Raw genomic sequence first — 15,294 nt, 5'->3', positions numbered from 1 at the left:
AAGGCGCCTCCACCACCGACGGAGCCAACATCGTCCAATACGACGACTGGGGCGGCAACAACCAACAATGGTCCCTCGTCCGCGTCGGAGGCGGCACCAACCCCACCACCACAACCCCGCCGGGCGGGCAGTACACCAACCCGGTGGTGTGGCAGGACTTCGCCGATGTCGAGGTGATCCGGGTCGGGGAGGTCTACTACCTGACCGCCTCCACCATGCACTATTCGCCGGGCGCGCCGGTCCTGCGCTCCTACGACCTGGTCAACTGGGAGTTCGCGGGACACTCCGTGCCCTCGCTCGACTTCGGCACCAAATACGACCTCACCAGCGGGCAGCGCGCCTACGTCAACGGCATCTGGGCCTCCACCCTCCAGTACCGGCCGAGCAACCGCACCTACTACTGGGCCGGGTGCATCGACTTCAACGACACCTACATCTACACCGCCTCCAGCGTCGACGGCACGTGGAGCAGGCACGCCCAGATCGACAACTGCTACTACGACGCGGGCATGCTCATCGACGATGACGACACCATGTACGTCGCCTACGGCAACGGCGCCATCAGCGTCGCCCAACTCTCGGCCGACGGCCGTTCCCAGGTCCGCTCCCAGCAGGTCTTCCAGACCCCGTCGAGCATCGGCACCCTGGAGGGCGCGCGCTTCTACAAGCGCGGCGGCAGCTACTACATCTGGCTCACCCGACCGGCCAACGGCCAGTACGTGCTCAAGTCCGACAGCGGACCGTTCGGCCCCTACACCGTGCGGCAGGTGCTGCTGGACCTGCCCGGCCCGATCTCCGGGGGCGGTGTGCCGCACCAGGGCGGCCTCGTGCAGCTGCCCAACGGCTCCTGGCACTACATGGCCTTCGTCGACGCCTATCCTGGCGGACGCGTCCCCGCCCTCGCTCCGATCACCTGGACCGCGGACGGCTGGCCCACCGTGCAGACCGTCAACGGCCGGTGGGGTGTGAACTATCCCCACCCGCTGCCGATCAGGCCGGTGAAACCGCTCGTCGGGTCGGACACCTTCGCCGGCACCGTCCTCGGCCCGCAGTACGAGTGGAACCACGACCCGGACACCAGCAAGTACTCGGTCGACAACGGACTTCGGCTGAGCACCGCCACCGTCACCACCGACCTCTACGCCGCCCGCAACACCCTCACCCACCGCATCCAGGGACCGACCTCCACCGCCACGGTCGAACTGGACCATAGCGGGATGCGCGACGGCGACCGGTCCGGCCTGGCCATGCTGCGGCAGTCGTCGGCCTGGATCGGGGTCCGGCGCGACAACGGGCAGACCAGGGTCGTGATGACCACCGGTCTGGCCATGGACAGCGGCTGGCGCACCACCAGCACCGGTACCGAGGCGGCGAGCGCGGCGGTGGGCGGTGGTCGGATCTGGCTGCGGGTCAACGCCGACATCCAACCCGGGGCCAACCGCGTCGCCCGCTTCTCCTACAGCACCGACGGCTCCGTGTTCACCCCGCTGGGCCCCTCCTTCACCCTCAACAACACCTGGCAGTTCTTCATGGGCTACCGGTTCGGTGTCTTCAACTACGCGACCCAGTCCCTCGGCGGTGCTGTCACCGTCCGGAGGTTGGACATCACCAGACCGTGATGCGCGCGAGCGCGCTCAAAACAGATTGACCTCCGCTCGGCGACGGATGACCATGGAGCCATCAGACGGAGAACGGGGCAGTCATGGGCAGGCGATTGAGCGGGGCGGGGCATCGGCCACCCGGCGCGACGGTCGTCGCCGCTCGCGAGTCCTGGCTCCCGCACAGGCCCACGGCCCCGAACCGCCCGTACTTCCGGTCATGACCTGAGCCTGAGGTGACGGGGAGCCGCCCATCGGGTAACCGATCCGGGCGGCTCCTCCCCTCAGGCGGGCGGGATTTCCAGGCTCTGGTTGTCAATGCTCGGTCGCGTGGCCCCGGGAAGGGCGTCGGGTCGGGTCTGAACGGGCGGACAAGGGGTGACCCCTTCCGTCGCGCCCCCATGGCTCAGGTGGAGAGAGCGCCGCGCTACGAACGCGGAGGTCCCAGGTTCGAGTCCTGGTGGGGGTACTCGGCACGGCGAGCCCCGTCGTGCGGGGATGGGAAGGGAGCGCTGCCCGGCCGGGAGCAGGGGTGCACGGCCGGGCGCACCTCCCGACCCCTAGGGGTCGGGGGCCGCCGCATTCGGGGGTAGGCCGGATGTGCCGGGCGGGCGACCGGCCATAGGGTCCCCCCGTGCCACTCATAGAAGCCACCGCGCTGGGAATGCGCTACGACGGCAAGGTGACCGCCCTGACGGATCTGACCTTGGAGATCGAGGCGGGTGTTGTCGGGCTGGTCGGGGTCAACGGGGCGGGCAAGTCGACGTTGATCAAGCTTGCGCTGGGGCTGCTGACGCCGACCAGTGGGCGGATTCGGGTGCTGGGGCTCGACCCGATCGCCGATGGGGAGCGGGTTCGGGCGAAGGTGGGGTACATGCCCGAGCACGACTGCCTGCCGCCGGACATGGTCGCCGCCGAGTTCGTCACCCACATGGCGCGGGTCAGCGGCCTGCCCGCGGCCGCGGCGCGGGAGCGGGCGTCGGAGACGCTGCGGCACGTGGGCCTCTACGAGGAGCGGTACCGGCGGATCGGGGGGTACTCCACCGGGATGAAGCAGCGGGTCAAGCTCGCGCAGGCCTTGGTGCACGACCCCGAGCTGCTGCTGCTGGACGAGCCAACCAACGGGCTCGACCCGGCGGGCAGGCGGGCGATGCTCGACCTGGTGCACCGCATCGGCACCGAGTTCGGGATCTCGGTGGTGGTCTGCTCGCACCTGCTCGGCGAGATCGAGCGGATCTGCACCTCGCTGGTCGCCATCGACGCCGGGACGCTGCTGCGCTCGGCGACGCTGTCGTCCATGACCGAGCACAACGACCTGCTCGTGGTGGAGATCGATGAGGGCGCCGAGCGCCTCGCGGCCGTGCTGACCGCCGAAGGGCTGGAGGTGCGCGGGGACAGGCGGGTGCTGACCGTCCGCCTCGGCGAGGACGACGGGGCGGTCTACGACCTCATCCGGGACGCGGTCGCCGACCTCGACCTCTGCCTGCACCGGCTCGAACGGCAGCGGCACCAGGTCGCCGACCTGTTCCGCGACCGGCCCGCCGAGGAGGCATCCCATGTCTGAGCCCGGCGTCATCCACGACATCGGCTACCAGCGCTACACCGGGCCGCGGCTCGGCCCCCGGTACTCCGCCCGGTCGCTTTATGTCCACAGTGTACGCAGCGCCTACGGCCTCGGCCGCAGCCCCTGGGCGAAGGTGCTGCCGATCGGGCTGGTCGCCATGGCGGCGATCGCCTCGCTGGTCATCGTGATCATCAACACCCAGCTGCCCGAGCCGGTGCTGGACTACGTCGGCATCGCCTCCACCTTCACCTTCGCCGCCACGGTGTTCGTCGCCGTGGTCGCGCCCGAGCTGGTGTCGGTGGACCTGCGCACGAAGCTGCTGCAGCTGTACCTGTCGCGCCCGCTGCGCCGCTCGGCCTATGCGCTGACCAAGGTCGCGGCGCTGGCCACGGCGACGTTCCTGATGCTCGCGGCGCCCATGCTCGTCATGTTCGTCGGGATGGCCTTCAGCACCGACAACGGCGTCGCCGGGGTGCTGGAGGAGTTCGGCGGGCTGCTCGTCGGGCTCCTCGCCGCGGCCGTGCACGCCGCGCTGCTGGCGGCGCTGGGGCTGCCGATCGCGTCGCTGTCGGGGCGGCGGGTGTTCGCCACCGGCATGATCATCGGTGTCTTCCTGCTCACCGCGCCGATCTCGGCGGTCCTGCGCGCGCTGGACTCCGGGACCGTCGGGCAGCTCGCCGGGCTGATCGACCCGACCGGGCTGCTCAACGGCGTCGACCAGTGGCTCTTCGGGGCGGACGTCGACCTGGTCTCGGTCGGCTCGTTCGGGCCGGTGTACGGCCTGGTCACGGTCGCGCTGACCGGGCTGGGCACGATGGCCGCGGTGCGGCGGTACAAGGGGGTGAGGTCGTGAGCACCATCGCACTCGCGGGGGTCTCCCGCTGGTACGGCAACGTGGTCGCGGTCAACGACGTGACGCTGTCCATCGGCCCGGGCCTCACCGGTCTCCTCGGGCCCAACGGCGCGGGCAAGACCACCGTCCTGCACCTGATGGCGGGCCTGCTGGCGCCGTCGCAGGGCGAGGTCGTGGTCGGCGGGGAGCCCGCGTGGGCCAATCCCGGCGTCTACCGCAAGCTCGGCCTGGTGACCGAGCGCGAGAGCGTGCCGGGGTTCCTCACCGCGTGGGAGTTCGTCCTGGCCAGCGCGCAGCTGCACAAGCTGCCCGACCCGGCCGCCGCCGCGCGTGCCGCGCTGGAGGTCGTGGAGCTGCGCGAGGCGCAGGACCGCCGGATCTCCACCTACTCCAAGGGGATGCGCCAGCGCAGCCGGGTCGCCGCGGCGCTGGTGCACGACCCCGAGGTGCTGCTGCTGGACGAGCCGTTCAACGGCATGGACCCCCGGCAGCGGATGCACATGATGGAGCTGCTCAACGGCATGGCCGAGGCGGGCAGGACCATCGTGTTCAGCTCGCACATCCTCGAAGAGGTCGAGCAGCTCTCCGGCACCGTGCAGGTGATCGTGGCGGGCAGGCTCGCCGCGTCCGGCGACTACCGGCACATCCGGCGGCTGATGACCACCCGCCCGCACGTGTTCACCATCGCCTCTTCCGACGACCGGCTCTTGGCCACCGTGCTGATGGGCGACACGTCGGTCGCCGGGGTGAGCCTCACCGACGCGGGGCTTCAGGTGCACACCAGCGACTACGGCACTTTCACCCGCGCCCTGGCCAAGCACGCCAAGGCGCGCGGCATCCGGCTGACGACGATCCTGCCTTCCGACGAGTCCCTTGAGAAGGTCTTCTCCTACCTGGTGACCACATGAACCCCACGATCATCCGCCTCACGGCGAGGGCCCTGCTCGGCCGCAGGCGCGTGCTGCTGCTGCTCCCCATGCCGGTCATCCTGATCGGGCTGACCCTGCTGGCGGTGCTCAGCGAGGACGAGCCCCCGGACGAATGGGGTCCGCTGGTCTTCTCCAACCTCGGGCTGGCGGTCATCCTGCCGCTGACCGCGCTGATCATCGGCAGCAGCGCGCTGGGCCTGGAGATCGACGACGGCACCATCACCCACCTGATCACCAAGCCGCTGCCGCGCTCAGAGATCATCCTGTCCAAGCTCCTGGTGGCCTGGCTGGTGACCGCCGTGGCGACGGCCGTGCCGCTGGCCGCGGCGGCCCTGATCGCGGGCTCCGGCTCGCTGGCGGTCGGCCTGGTGGTCGGCTCGGCGCTGGGGGCGCTGGCCTACAGCGCGCTGTTCCTGGCGCTGAGCGTGATGAGCAAGCGCCCGGTCGCCGTGGGCCTGGTCTACATCGTGCTGTGGGAGAACCTGCTGGTGTCGTTCGTCGACGGCGCCCGCGTGTTCAGCATCCGCCAGCACGCGACGGCCGTCGCCGACGCGATCGGCGACACCGCGCTCATCTCCTCGACGCTGACGGTCGCGACCGCGGTGATCATGTCGTCGGTCTTCGCCGTGGCGGGCACGGTCGGCGCGACCCGCAGGCTGCGGACCTTCGCGCTGACCGGCGAGGCGAACTAGGGAGTCCCGGGGGAGGACGGACCTCCCCCGGGAACCGGTCAGCGGCCCTGGAGGGCCTTGACGTTGTCGCCGAAGGTCCAGTTCTTGGAGCCGTCCCAGTTCAGGGACCAGGTCATCAGGCCCTTGAGGTTGCCGTTGAAGGAGTTCCAGGCCTGCGAGACCAGGGCCGGGGACATGTGCCCGCCACCCGCGCCGACCTGCGCGGGCAGGCCCGGGACCTGCTTGTCGTAGGGAACGCGGATCGTGGTGCCCTGGATGACCAGGCCCTGGTTGAGGCACTCGGTCTGCTTGACGAAGCCCTGGACGCCGCCCGCCGGGTAGGAGTCACCCGCGCAGCCGTACATGCTTCCGTTGTAGTACTGCATGTTCAGCCACCACAGCCTGCCGTTGTCGGCGTACTTCTTGATGATCGGCAGGTAGGAGCCCCAGATCGAGCCGTAGACGACGCTGCCGCCGGTGACGTAGGCGGTCTCGGGGGCCATGGTGAGACCGAAGTTCGACGGCATCTGGGCCAGCACGCCGTCGATGATGTGGATCAGGTTCGCCTGCGAGGTGGACAGCTGGGTGATGGAGCCGCTGCCGGTGAGGCCGGTCTCGATGTCGACGTCGAGGCCGTCGAAGTTGTAGCGCTTGAGGATCGGCACGATGGTCTGGATGAAGCGGTCGGCCACGGTGCGCGAGCTGAGGTCGATGCCCGCGGTGGCGCCGCCGATCGACATGAGGATGGTCTGCCCGGCGGCCTTGGCCTGGCACATCTCGGCGGGGGTGGCGACCCGGACGGTGCTGTCCATCCCGTCCTCCCACAGCACGGTGCCGTCGGATCGGATCACCGGGAAGGCGGTGTTGAGGACGTTGTAGCCGTGCTGGCGGATCGCCGGGTTGGTGATGGGGGTCCAGCCGAAGGGCGGGTGGACGCCGTTGGACGCGCCGTCCCAGTTCTCCCAGTAGCCGACGAGCACCTTCCCCGCGGGCTTGGACTTCACCGCGCAGGTCTCGCCGCCGGGCGGGGTGGTGGTGGGCGGGGTGGTGGTGGGAGGTGTCGTCGTGGGTGGGGTGGTGGGGGGCGTCGTCGTCGGGGGTGTCGTGGGAGGTGTCGTCGGGGGTGTCGTCGGGGGTGTCGTGGTGGGCGGGTTGCCGTCGCAGGCGCCGAGATCCGACCACAGGGAACCTGTGGCCGCGGGATTCCACCCGGTTCCCGGCCACGCGGTGTGTGCGACCCTGGCTTGGTAGAGCCGGGAGTTGTAGCTGACTCTCGACCCGACCGAGTAGGCGGTGCCCTCAGCCCACGCCGGGGCGTCGCAGGCCACGAGTGCGCTGCTCGGAGGGGCCGCGGCCTGGCCGCTGCCCGCGATGGCGAGGGTGCTCGCCCCGGTGACGGCAATTCCGACCGTCGCCGCCATAACAATTCTCTGGATTCGCGTTATTCTCGATGATAGAGACAGTCTCCACATACCCAATTATCGTTATCGGGCGAGATTGTGTCCACGGCTCACGTCACACCGGTGGCTTCCCCGGGGGCGCGGCGGGGCCCGTTGCGGACCCTCGTTGTTTCGGGGTTGTTTCGTGCGTTGTTGACAGATGTGTCCTATCAGCGATAGTCGCGAATGCGCAAAACCTCGTAGTATCACCGGTGTCGCCGTCTCGGGCGGGGTGTCGCGGTCGTGTCCGCTGTGGTGCGTGCAGGGCTGGATCTCGAGTCGGGCTGCTCGTTGTCCCCGTTCGATCGGAGATCTGATGCGTGTCGCACTTCTCACCACAACCCAGCACGGTCACCTGAACCCCTGTGTTCCGGTGGTCACCGCGCTCCAAGCCGCAGGTTGTGAGGTTGTGCTCCTGTTGCTGTCCGCCGACGGCGGCGCGCTCGACGAGCAGCGCCGGGAAGCGCTGGGCGACGTGCGCATCCACGCTGTCGGGCGGGTGGAGATGGCGCCGTGGGCCGCGGACCCCGCGAAGATCGTGCCCATGCTGGAATCGTCGCCCGTCGCCCGCCAGACGGCCGAAGCGCTTCGTGCGACCGCGCCGGACTTCGTGCTCATCGATTCCCTGTCGCTCACCGCTTCCGCCCTGGTCGGCACCCACGTTTCCGGTGTGCCGTACGGGATGATCTCGGCCAACCTGAACGGGGTGTGTCCGAGCTGGTTGCGGCGCAACCGCTGGGCGTACGACAAGCAGGTCTGTGAGTACCTCACCAAGAACGGTGTTCTTTGGTCAAAGAGGACCCATTCGGCGCGGTCGCCGTTTCTCAACCTGGTGCCGACGATCACCGCTCTCATCGGGGACGAGGCGGTCACCGACGACGGCGTGCAGCTGGTCGGCCTGCCGGGGGCGGCGGGGCCGCGCGGTGACGAGGTCGCCTTCCCGGATCTCGACCGGATCGACCCCGATCGCCCGCTCGTCTACGTCTCCTTCGGCACGATCTTCTACCGCAGGCCGGACCTGCTGCGCACGGTGATCGCGGGCGCGGCGGCGACCGGCGCGCAGGTGATCGCCGCGCTGGGCGACCTCACCGAGGACCTCCCGCTGCCCGACGGCGTGCTCGCCGCCCCGTACCTGCCGCAGCGCGAGGTACTGGAGCGCGCCGACGTGTTCATCACCCACGGCGGGTACAACTCGGTGGCGGAGTCGATCCGGGCGGGGACGCCGATGCTGGTGATCCCGCTGGCCGTGGACCAGCCCGTGCAGGCGCACTTCGTGGCCGCCGCGGGCTTCGGGACGGCGCTGGAGCCCGCCGAGGCCACCGAGCGGGCGGTGACCGACGCCGTCGTCGACCTGCTCGACCCCGCCCGGGACTACCGGGACCGGCTGCGTGCCGCGCGGCCGGGGTGCGGCGACGCGGCGACCCGGGTGGCCGAACTGGTCGTCGGCACGGTCGAGTCGCTGCGCGCGGGCGGGCGCACCCTGGTCCGGGCGACGGCGGACTGAGCGAGGCGAACCAGCGGCCGGTTCACCGGCGGTCACTCCCGCCGGTGAACCGGCCGCAGGTCGGCTCGTCGCGAGGTCGGATCGCCGCCGGTCAGCTCACCACTGCCTGCCTTCGAGGGCTGAGGTGATGTCGCGCAGGACGGCGAGGTAGCCCGAGTCCGGGAAGGCGGTCAGGGCCTGGATCGCGCTGTCGAGGCGGTCGGCGGCGAGGGTGCCCGCCTGCTTGAGCACCGGCTCGGAGCCGAACAGGGCGACCAGCGCCTGTTCCTCGCCCGCGGTCAGCGCGCCCGCGGCGAAGTAGCGCTGGAGCAGGGCGCGCTCGGCGTCGGAGCCCAGCTCGTTGGCGATGACGACCGGCAGGGACGCCCGGCGGGAGCGGATGTCGCTCAGCGGGTCCTTGCCCGCGGTGTCCAGGGTGCTGACGTAGGCCAGGACGTCATCCTGCATCTGGAAGGCCATGCCGAGGTCTTCGCCGAAGCCGCGCAGCAGGGCGCGCTGTTCGGGGGTCGCGCCCGCGAGGACGGCGCCCAGTTCGGTGCACAGCCGGATGTAGGAGGCCGACTTCAGGTAGATGACCCGGTGGTAGGTGTTCCAGCTCAGGTCGGCGGTGCGGGTGGCCTCGGCCTCCATCGACTGGCCCAGGCACAGCTCGTGGCCGACCTCGGCGATGGCCTTGACCGCCTCCACCGTGGCGAACGGGTCGGCCCCGGTGTCGGCGACGGCGCGGAAGAGGGCGAAGAAGAGCGCGTCACCGGTCAGGATCGCGCTGTCGGCGCCGTAGCGGCTCCACACGGACTCGCGGCCGCGGCGGATCGGGTCGCGGTCGATGATGTCGTCGTGCACGAGGCTCGCGGTGTGGCCGATCTCCAGGCCGACGGCCACGGCGACGACCTCGCGGGGATCGCGCCCGCACAGGCCCGCCGACGCGGCGAAGAGGGTGGGCCGCACCAGCTTGCCGGTGGGGAAGCAGGCGTGGCGCATCCGGTCGATGAGCAGGTCGCCGGGGTCGGCGGGCAGACCGTCCAGGAACGCGGCCAGCGCGTCGGCGACGCACGTGGCCAGCTCTAAGTACGCGGTGTTGCCGATGGTCTTCATCATGGGTCCTCCTGGCCGTTCGCTGTGGGGGAGCGCGGGCGGCTGCGTCGCCACCGCCTCCGCCGTCATCGCCGTCCCGCCCCGTCGCCGAGCGGCCGCAGCTCGACGCGCACGCGCCCCGCGACCGCGCCGAGGGGCGCGTAGCTGTGCCGGTGGTGCATCGGTCCCACGGGCTCGATCCGCGCGCGGGAGAGCAGGGTCCGGTAGATCATCTTCACCTGGTGGGCGGCCAGCAGGCCGCCGACGCAGGCGTGCGCGCCCAGGCCGAAGGGGGCGAAGACGCCCGGCTTCGCGCGGTGCTCGGTCCGCCCCGCCGCGAAGCGCTCCGGGTCGAACGCCGCCGGGTCGGTCCACGCCCCGGGGTCGCGCATCGGGGGGCCGAGCAGCGCGTAGACCAGGGTGCCCGCCGGGATCGCGTGGCCCGCCAGCTCCACGTCCACCAGGGGCCGCCGCATCACGTGCGAGCCCACCGGGAACAGCCGCATGGTCTCGTTCCACACGTTCTCGGTCTGCTCCATGCGCGCCAGGCCCCGCACGCCGGGCTCGACGGCGTCGAGCGCCTCGGCGCGCAGCCGCTCCTGCCAGTCGGGGTGGTGGGAGAGGACGTGGGCCATGCTGCTCATCGACAGGGTGTTAGTGTCGAAGGCGGCGAGCATCGTGGAGATGAACGTCCTGGCCAGCGTCTCGTCGTCGGCCCACTCGATCTCGCCGCGGGAGCGGCAGAACCGGCTGAACAGGTCGGTGCCGGTGGGGTTCGGGTCCTCGGCCATGCGCGCCAGCAGCGCCTTGAGCAGCCGCCGGTACGAGCTGACCATCCGGGACCGGACCGCGCCGAGCGGGATGCCCAGCGCGGGGGTGAAGCTGGCTAGCCACAGGTCGCGGATGGTGCGGTCGAGGCGCTCGGCCTCCTTCTCGTCCCGCTCGCCCATGAAGATCATCGCCGAGATCCGCACCAGGAGCTTGCGGAAGGCGGCCTTGGCCTCGACCCGCCCGCGCCCGACCCAGGAGGAGACCTCCTGCTCGATCAGGTCCTCGCAGCCGCGCGCGTAGGACTCCAGGGCCTCGGGGCCGAACGCGGGGGACAGCAGCTTGCGCACGTCGCGGTGCGGGCGGTCGTCCAGGGTGAGGATGCCGTCCCAGCCCTGGATGTCCTCGTCCATCCCGGACAGGTAGTAGCCCCAGGCCACGCCCGCCGACCAGGTCTTCTCCCGGTTGCGGCCGATCCGCGACACCAGCTCGGCGTCGGCGACACACACGATCGGGTCCACCCCGAACATGTGCCGGTAGACCGGGCCGTACCGGGCGACCTGGTCCCGCAGGTGGGCGTCGCCCCGGCGCACCCAGCCCAGCACGTTGCGGTACCCGGCGAGCGCGCCGGAGGCGCCGGGCAGGTGGTCGAGGTCGCGGGAGAGCGGGATGCGCGGAATCCGCCGGATCGGCGTCCCGACGTCCGGGAGGGTCGCCACGGCCAGTTCGCTCCTCATCGGTGTTCTGCTCGCGTGCGGGCGGCGGGTGTCACGCCGCGCGGGCGAAGGTGAATACCCGGCTCTTGGCCAGGAAGGACAGCGCCGGGACCGAGGTGAGCGCGGTCAGCGCGAACAGCGTCACCAGCGCCGCGGTCCCCGCGGCCTGCGGCAGGTCGCGGAAGGCGGCGGAGACGACCAGGCCGAGGGAGATCAGGACGAAGTTGCGGTAGATGAAGAAGCTCTTCATCTTGCGCATGAAGTAGTCCTCGTCCTGCCAGCGGCTCATGAACTGCGCGGTCTCCACGACGTTCAGCAGGACCCCGGGCAGCACGAACGCGAAGGCGGGGTCGACGGTGATCAGCCAGACCGCGAGGCCCAGGATGACCAGCGCGGTGACGAACGGGACCCGCGAGGCGTAGGTCTTGCCGAAGCGGACGACGAGGGTCTTCTTGTCCCCGGCCTTGTCCTCGTCGTAGTCGAGCATCTCCTGGATGTGCAGGCTGCCGAACCACACCGTGCCGAGGATCAGCGACTGCACGAGCACGGTCGCGCTGACGTAGGCGAGCAGGTTCCAGCTCCCGGCGCCCGGGTCGCCGCTGGTGGCGTCCATGCGCATCGCCAGGTAGGCCGAGCAGACCAGGATCGGGCCGAAGCCGGCGAAGTTGGAGAACTCGCCGAGCCCGACGTAGGAGAGCTTCAGCAGCGAGTTGTAGCCGAACATGAAGAACATGCCCGCCGCGACGCACAGCAGGAAGCGCCACCCGGAGAAGGCGATGATCCCGCCCAGCACGACGACGTAGATCCCGAGCAGGGTGTAGAAGAACCGCCAGACCTGCGGCACGGTCAGCAGCCGCCCGGTCAGCACGCCGCTGCCCCCGGAGAACAGGGTCGGCGGCTGCGCCGCGTCGGCGTAGACGTCCTGCCGGTAGTGGCTGTAGTCCTTCAGCTCGTCCCAGACCTCCATGACGGCGTGCTGGATGAACGCGGCGCCGACGACGAGGGCGGCGAGCAGGAGGTTGGAGTAGCCCTCGGCCCAGGCCTGCAGGATGCCGATCATGACCGCGAGCGTGCTGGCGATCGTCCAATGAGGCCGCACCAGCCTGAAGTACGCCGCGGAACGCTCAAAGTTCGCCATGGACAGACACCTTTCCGGACTGCTTCTTCTGCGCGATGATGAAGATCTCGGTCGGCTCGTCGGCCACGTCGACCACGGTGACGTCCTCGGCGCAGAGCAGGTCGACGATCTCGTGCGCGATCGCCTTGGGCCGCTCGGCGTCGATCGTGGCGGTGTCGTAGGAGAACATCCCCCGCACCGCCCGCGGCACGCCGTCCACTTCGTGGATGTAGCCGTTGGACACCGAGTAGACGAGGGTGCCGCCCGGCCTGACCAGGCTCACCGACTTGCGGACGCAGGCCGCGCGGTCGACCGAGGTGCTGTTGAGCGTGCGCAGCGAGAAGAAGAGGTCGTAGTCGGCGGCGACGGGTCGCCAGTCCTCGAAGGACCCGACGAAGCCGCGGACGGCGCGGAACTCCCCGAGCTGCCCGCCGAGCCTGCTGATCGCCTCGGAGCTGATGTCCAGCAGGTCGATGGCGATGTCGCGGTCGCCGAAGAGCTGGCGCACCTCGCGGCCGTCGTTGGCCCCGACGCCGAGCACTGTCGCATCCTGTGGTAGCGCCGAGGTGAACGGCGCGATACGCGCGTGCCACGTGTCCTGGTAGAGCGCCCGCAGGTCGTTTACCTTGTCCCACTGGCCGTACTTGCGGTTATAGGCGTACTGCAGCGACAGGAACGCGTCTTCGACGAATCGGTCGACATCGACGCCGACGGTCGCGCCGACCCGGTGCTCGCGCCACACCTCGCGCAGGCGCACCGCCGAGGCCGCCTTGTCGGCCGTCACCGGCACCCCCGCGCCGTAGCGCTGGGAGAAGTGCGTCTGGAACAGCAGCTCGATGCTGTCCTCACGGTGCTCCGGCGAGGCCGGATCGAGGTCGTGCGCGTGTGCACCATGGTCCTGCTTCACCGGGTGCGTCTCCTTGGGATCAGGTCTCGGGCTACAGCACGGGTAGTCGGCGACGCACAGACCGGGGGTGTTCGCGCGCTACGTGACTATCGAGCCGCGCTCATTGCAGCGCGGATGGGGTCGCGCGCGGGGGTGACCGCGCAGATTGGCAACAACCTGCGAGAGGTGGCAACTTCATGCAGCGTGCGACCCGATGCGGTCCTCTATGGTTCGATCAGTACCCTGACGGCGCCGATGCCGCACCCGCGCGAGTGCGATTCCACCCGGCGCAACCCATGAATGCGGAGGGGTAGTGAACTTCAGCGAGCCCGGCCCGAGGGAGCTCTACGACGGCCCGATCGTGCTGTTCGACATCCCCGCGCCGACCGCGTTCACCATCCTGGCCGGGATCGGCACCCTGTTCTGGATCGGGGCCTACCTGCTCGTCATCAGGAAAGGCTTCCAGGACCGCACTTTCGGCATGCCGATCGTCGCCCTGTGCGCGAACATCTCCTGCGAGGCCATCTTCTCCTTCGTCTACCCGGCCGAAGGACTGCTGCGGCTGTCCAATTACGCCTGGCTGGCCATCGACCTGGCGATCCTGACCCAGATCCTGCGCTTCGCCCCGGTGGAGTTCCCCGACCGCAAGCGTTACGCCGTATGGGCGCAGGTCGCCCTCGGCATCGTCATCGCCGGCTGGTGCCAGATCGCGTTCATCGAGGAGTTCGGCGACTACGGCGGCGCCTACACCATCTACGGTGTGAACCTGGTGATGTCGGCGGCCTTCGTCGCGATGGTGCAACACCGCCGCTCCTCCCGCGGCCAGTCGATGGCCATCGCGATCGCCAAGATGACCGGAACAGCCCTGTTCTCCCTCACCCTGTTCCTGTTCTCCCGAGACGACTTCGCCCGCGGCGGCCTGCTCACCTTCCTCTACGTCGCCTGCTTCGTCCTGGACCTCATGTACTGCGTGATCCTGCGCCGTCGAATCACCACAGAACGCGAGCACCCCGCCGAACCTGACGCGGCCCCCCGCCCCGCGGCGACGGCAAGCGCCACCTCCTGATCCCCCCAGTCCTCAGCCCCGTTGCCAAGAGTCCGAAGCGGATTCGCCCGATCGGACGCCTACCCCGCCAACATGCCCAAGCGGGAGGCCCTTTACTCCCTGCGTGCTGAATAGCCACCCTCCACCCCGCGATCCCTTGCGACCCGCGTCCACTCTGCTCGAACCTGGGGTCCCACCAGGTGGCCTGACGGTCACGTCCGGCAGGAGTCGTGATGCCCTCGTCGACTTTGATGACGACAGTCTTCCTCCCGATCGCCCTCGGGATCATCATGTTCGGCCTAGGCCTGAACCTGACGGTCGCCGACTTCACCCGGGTCGCGAAGGTCCCCAAGGCGGCGTTCCTCGCGCTGCTCACCCAGATCGTGATCCTTCCGGTGCTGACGATCGGGATCATCTGGGTGCTGGACCTCTCCCCGGTGCTGGCGGTCGGCATGATGCTGCTCGCGGCATCACCGGGCGGGTCCACCGCCAACATCCTCAGCCACCTCGCGGGCGGGGACGTGGCGCTGAACATCACCCTCACCGCCATCAACTCCGTGCTGGCCATCGTGACCCTGCCGATCGTGGTGAACCTCGCGATCGACGCCTACCTCGGCGCCGGCTCCGAGGTCGGGATGCAGACGGGCAAGCTGCTGATGGTGTTCGCGACCGTGCTGATCCCGGTGGTGATCGGGATGGCGGTCCGCAAGGGGAACCGGGCCTTCGCCGACCGGATGGCCAAGCCGGTGCGGATCGCGTCGGTCATCGTGCTGGGGATCGTGATCTTCGGGACGCTGATGTCGGTGCGCGAGAACATCGGCGAGTACTTCGCGGCGGTCGGGGTGGCGACGGCGATCATGGTGCTGTTGAGCCTGGCGCTGGGCTACGGGATTCCGAGGCTGGCGAAGGTCGGCCAGCCGCAGGCGGTCGCCTCGGCGTTCGAGGTCGGCATCCACAACGCGGCGCTGGCCATCGCGGTCGCGCTCACGGTGATCGGCAACGAGCAGATGGCGGTGCCGGGCGCGGTGTACGGCTTCATCATGTTCATCCCGGCGGGTGCGCTGGCCTGGTACCTGGGTCGCAAGCGGCGCGCGGCGGCCGATCAGCGGGTGAGCGTGACGGTCTAGCTC

The 15,294-nt window shown here is 69.9% G+C and carries 12 protein-coding genes, 1 tRNA gene and 2 pseudogenes; 9 read left to right on the top strand and 6 right to left on the bottom strand.

What is annotated here, in order from left to right; genetic code table 11:
* The first annotated feature begins 29 nt into the window (after nt 1-29).
* The 6 genes from ACFPM7_RS21335 to ACFPM7_RS21310 all read left to right on the top strand — a co-directional run bounded on the left by ACFPM7_RS21335 (nt 30) and on the right by ACFPM7_RS21310 (nt 5,636).
* Nucleotides 30-1,619, top strand: a complete 1,590-nt coding sequence (locus ACFPM7_RS21335) for a glycoside hydrolase family 43 protein (protein ID WP_378249450.1) — start codon at nt 30-32, stop codon at nt 1,617-1,619.
* A gap of 374 nt (nt 1,620-1,993) precedes the next feature.
* A tRNA-Arg gene (locus ACFPM7_RS21330) sits at nt 1,994-2,067 on the top strand.
* Nucleotides 2,068-2,232: 165 nt separating this feature from the next.
* Nucleotides 2,233-3,162: an ABC transporter ATP-binding protein gene (locus ACFPM7_RS21325; RefSeq protein WP_378249443.1), complete on the top strand. Its 930-nt coding sequence runs from the start codon at nt 2,233-2,235 to the stop codon at nt 3,160-3,162.
* Nucleotides 3,155-4,015 carry a hypothetical protein gene (locus ACFPM7_RS21320; protein WP_378249442.1) on the top strand — a complete coding sequence of 287 codons (861 nt, stop codon included), beginning with the start codon at nt 3,155-3,157 and terminating at the stop codon, nt 4,013-4,015. Before ACFPM7_RS21325 ends, ACFPM7_RS21320 begins: the two co-directional genes overlap by 8 nt.
* Entirely contained in the window at nt 4,012-4,923 is a 912-nt protein-coding gene (locus tag ACFPM7_RS21315; protein WP_378249441.1) for an ABC transporter ATP-binding protein, read from the top strand. Before ACFPM7_RS21320 ends, ACFPM7_RS21315 begins: the two co-directional genes overlap by 4 nt.
* The gene (locus ACFPM7_RS21310; RefSeq protein WP_378249440.1) at nt 4,920-5,636 is read left to right on the top strand and encodes an ABC transporter permease; all 717 of its coding nucleotides are present in this window, start codon (nt 4,920-4,922) and stop codon (nt 5,634-5,636) included. The genes ACFPM7_RS21315 and ACFPM7_RS21310 overlap by 4 nt, the downstream gene beginning before the upstream one ends.
* 38 nt (nt 5,637-5,674) lie before the next feature.
* Here the strand turns inward: ACFPM7_RS21310 and ACFPM7_RS21305 are convergent.
* Both ACFPM7_RS21305 and ACFPM7_RS21300 read right to left on the bottom strand, forming a co-directional pair.
* Nucleotides 5,675-6,634, bottom strand: a pseudogene (locus ACFPM7_RS21305) (chitinase); the annotation flags it as partial.
* Between the two features lie 171 nt (nt 6,635-6,805).
* Nucleotides 6,806-7,036: pseudogene (locus tag ACFPM7_RS21300) on the bottom strand (carbohydrate-binding protein); the annotation flags it as partial.
* A 427-nt stretch (nt 7,037-7,463) separates the two neighbouring features.
* On the opposite strand from ACFPM7_RS21300, the gene ACFPM7_RS21295 reads away from it, so the two are divergent.
* Nucleotides 7,464-8,558, top strand: a complete 1,095-nt coding sequence (locus ACFPM7_RS21295) for a glycosyltransferase (protein WP_378249439.1) — start codon at nt 7,464-7,466, stop codon at nt 8,556-8,558.
* 96 nt (nt 8,559-8,654) lie between these two features.
* Here the strand turns inward: ACFPM7_RS21295 and ACFPM7_RS21290 are convergent, their stop codons facing one another.
* The 4 genes from ACFPM7_RS21290 to ACFPM7_RS21275 all read right to left on the bottom strand — a co-directional run bounded on the left by ACFPM7_RS21290 (nt 8,655) and on the right by ACFPM7_RS21275 (nt 13,140).
* On the bottom strand, nt 8,655-9,656 hold the full coding sequence (locus tag ACFPM7_RS21290) for a polyprenyl synthetase family protein (protein ID WP_378249438.1): 1,002 nt from the start codon (nt 9,654-9,656) through the stop codon (nt 8,655-8,657).
* A 62-nt stretch (nt 9,657-9,718) separates the two neighbouring features.
* Nucleotides 9,719-11,137, bottom strand: a complete 1,419-nt coding sequence (locus ACFPM7_RS21285; RefSeq protein WP_378249437.1) for a cytochrome P450 — start codon at nt 11,135-11,137, stop codon at nt 9,719-9,721.
* Between the two features lie 31 nt (nt 11,138-11,168).
* Nucleotides 11,169-12,254, bottom strand: a complete 1,086-nt coding sequence (locus tag ACFPM7_RS21280) for a prenyltransferase (protein WP_378249436.1) — start codon at nt 12,252-12,254, stop codon at nt 11,169-11,171.
* Entirely contained in the window at nt 12,241-13,140 is a 900-nt protein-coding gene (locus ACFPM7_RS21275) for a class I SAM-dependent methyltransferase (protein ID WP_378249435.1), read from the bottom strand. Before ACFPM7_RS21275 ends, ACFPM7_RS21280 begins: the two co-directional genes overlap by 14 nt.
* Nucleotides 13,141-13,432: 292 nt before the next feature.
* Between ACFPM7_RS21275 and ACFPM7_RS21270 the strand changes: the two genes are divergently transcribed.
* Nucleotides 13,433-14,185, top strand: coding sequence for a transmembrane-type terpene cyclase (locus ACFPM7_RS21270; RefSeq protein ID WP_378249434.1), 753 nt, complete (start codon nt 13,433-13,435; stop codon nt 14,183-14,185).
* Between the two features lie 230 nt (nt 14,186-14,415).
* Nucleotides 14,416-15,291, top strand: coding sequence for a bile acid:sodium symporter family protein (locus tag ACFPM7_RS21265; protein WP_378249433.1), 876 nt, complete (start codon nt 14,416-14,418; stop codon nt 15,289-15,291).
* Nucleotides 15,292-15,294: the final 3 nt, after the last annotated feature.

It is taken from the genome of Actinokineospora guangxiensis (assembly GCF_042657845.1).
Lineage (GTDB): Bacteria > Actinomycetota > Actinomycetes > Mycobacteriales > Pseudonocardiaceae > Actinokineospora > Actinokineospora guangxiensis.
The sequence above is the reverse complement of the archived record's forward strand: the minus strand, read 5'-3'. Positions and strand labels throughout refer to the sequence as shown.

Bases quoted from the DNA above. Each gene is read 5' to 3' on its own strand.
- ACFPM7_RS21310 (WP_378249440.1), top strand. From the start codon at position 4,920: ATGAACCCCACGATCATCCGCCTCACGGCGAGGGCCCTGCTCGGCCGC.
- ACFPM7_RS21320 (WP_378249442.1), top strand. From the start codon at position 3,155: ATGTCTGAGCCCGGCGTCATCCACGACATCGGCTACCAGCGCTACACC.
- ACFPM7_RS21285 (WP_378249437.1), bottom strand. From the start codon at position 11,137: ATGAGGAGCGAACTGGCCGTGGCGACCCTCCCGGACGTCGGGACGCCG.
- ACFPM7_RS21265 (WP_378249433.1), top strand. From the start codon at position 14,416: ATGACGACAGTCTTCCTCCCGATCGCCCTCGGGATCATCATGTTCGGC.
- ACFPM7_RS21280 (WP_378249436.1), bottom strand. From the start codon at position 12,254: ATGGCGAACTTTGAGCGTTCCGCGGCGTACTTCAGGCTGGTGCGGCCT.
- ACFPM7_RS21290 (WP_378249438.1), bottom strand. From the start codon at position 9,656: ATGATGAAGACCATCGGCAACACCGCGTACTTAGAGCTGGCCACGTGC.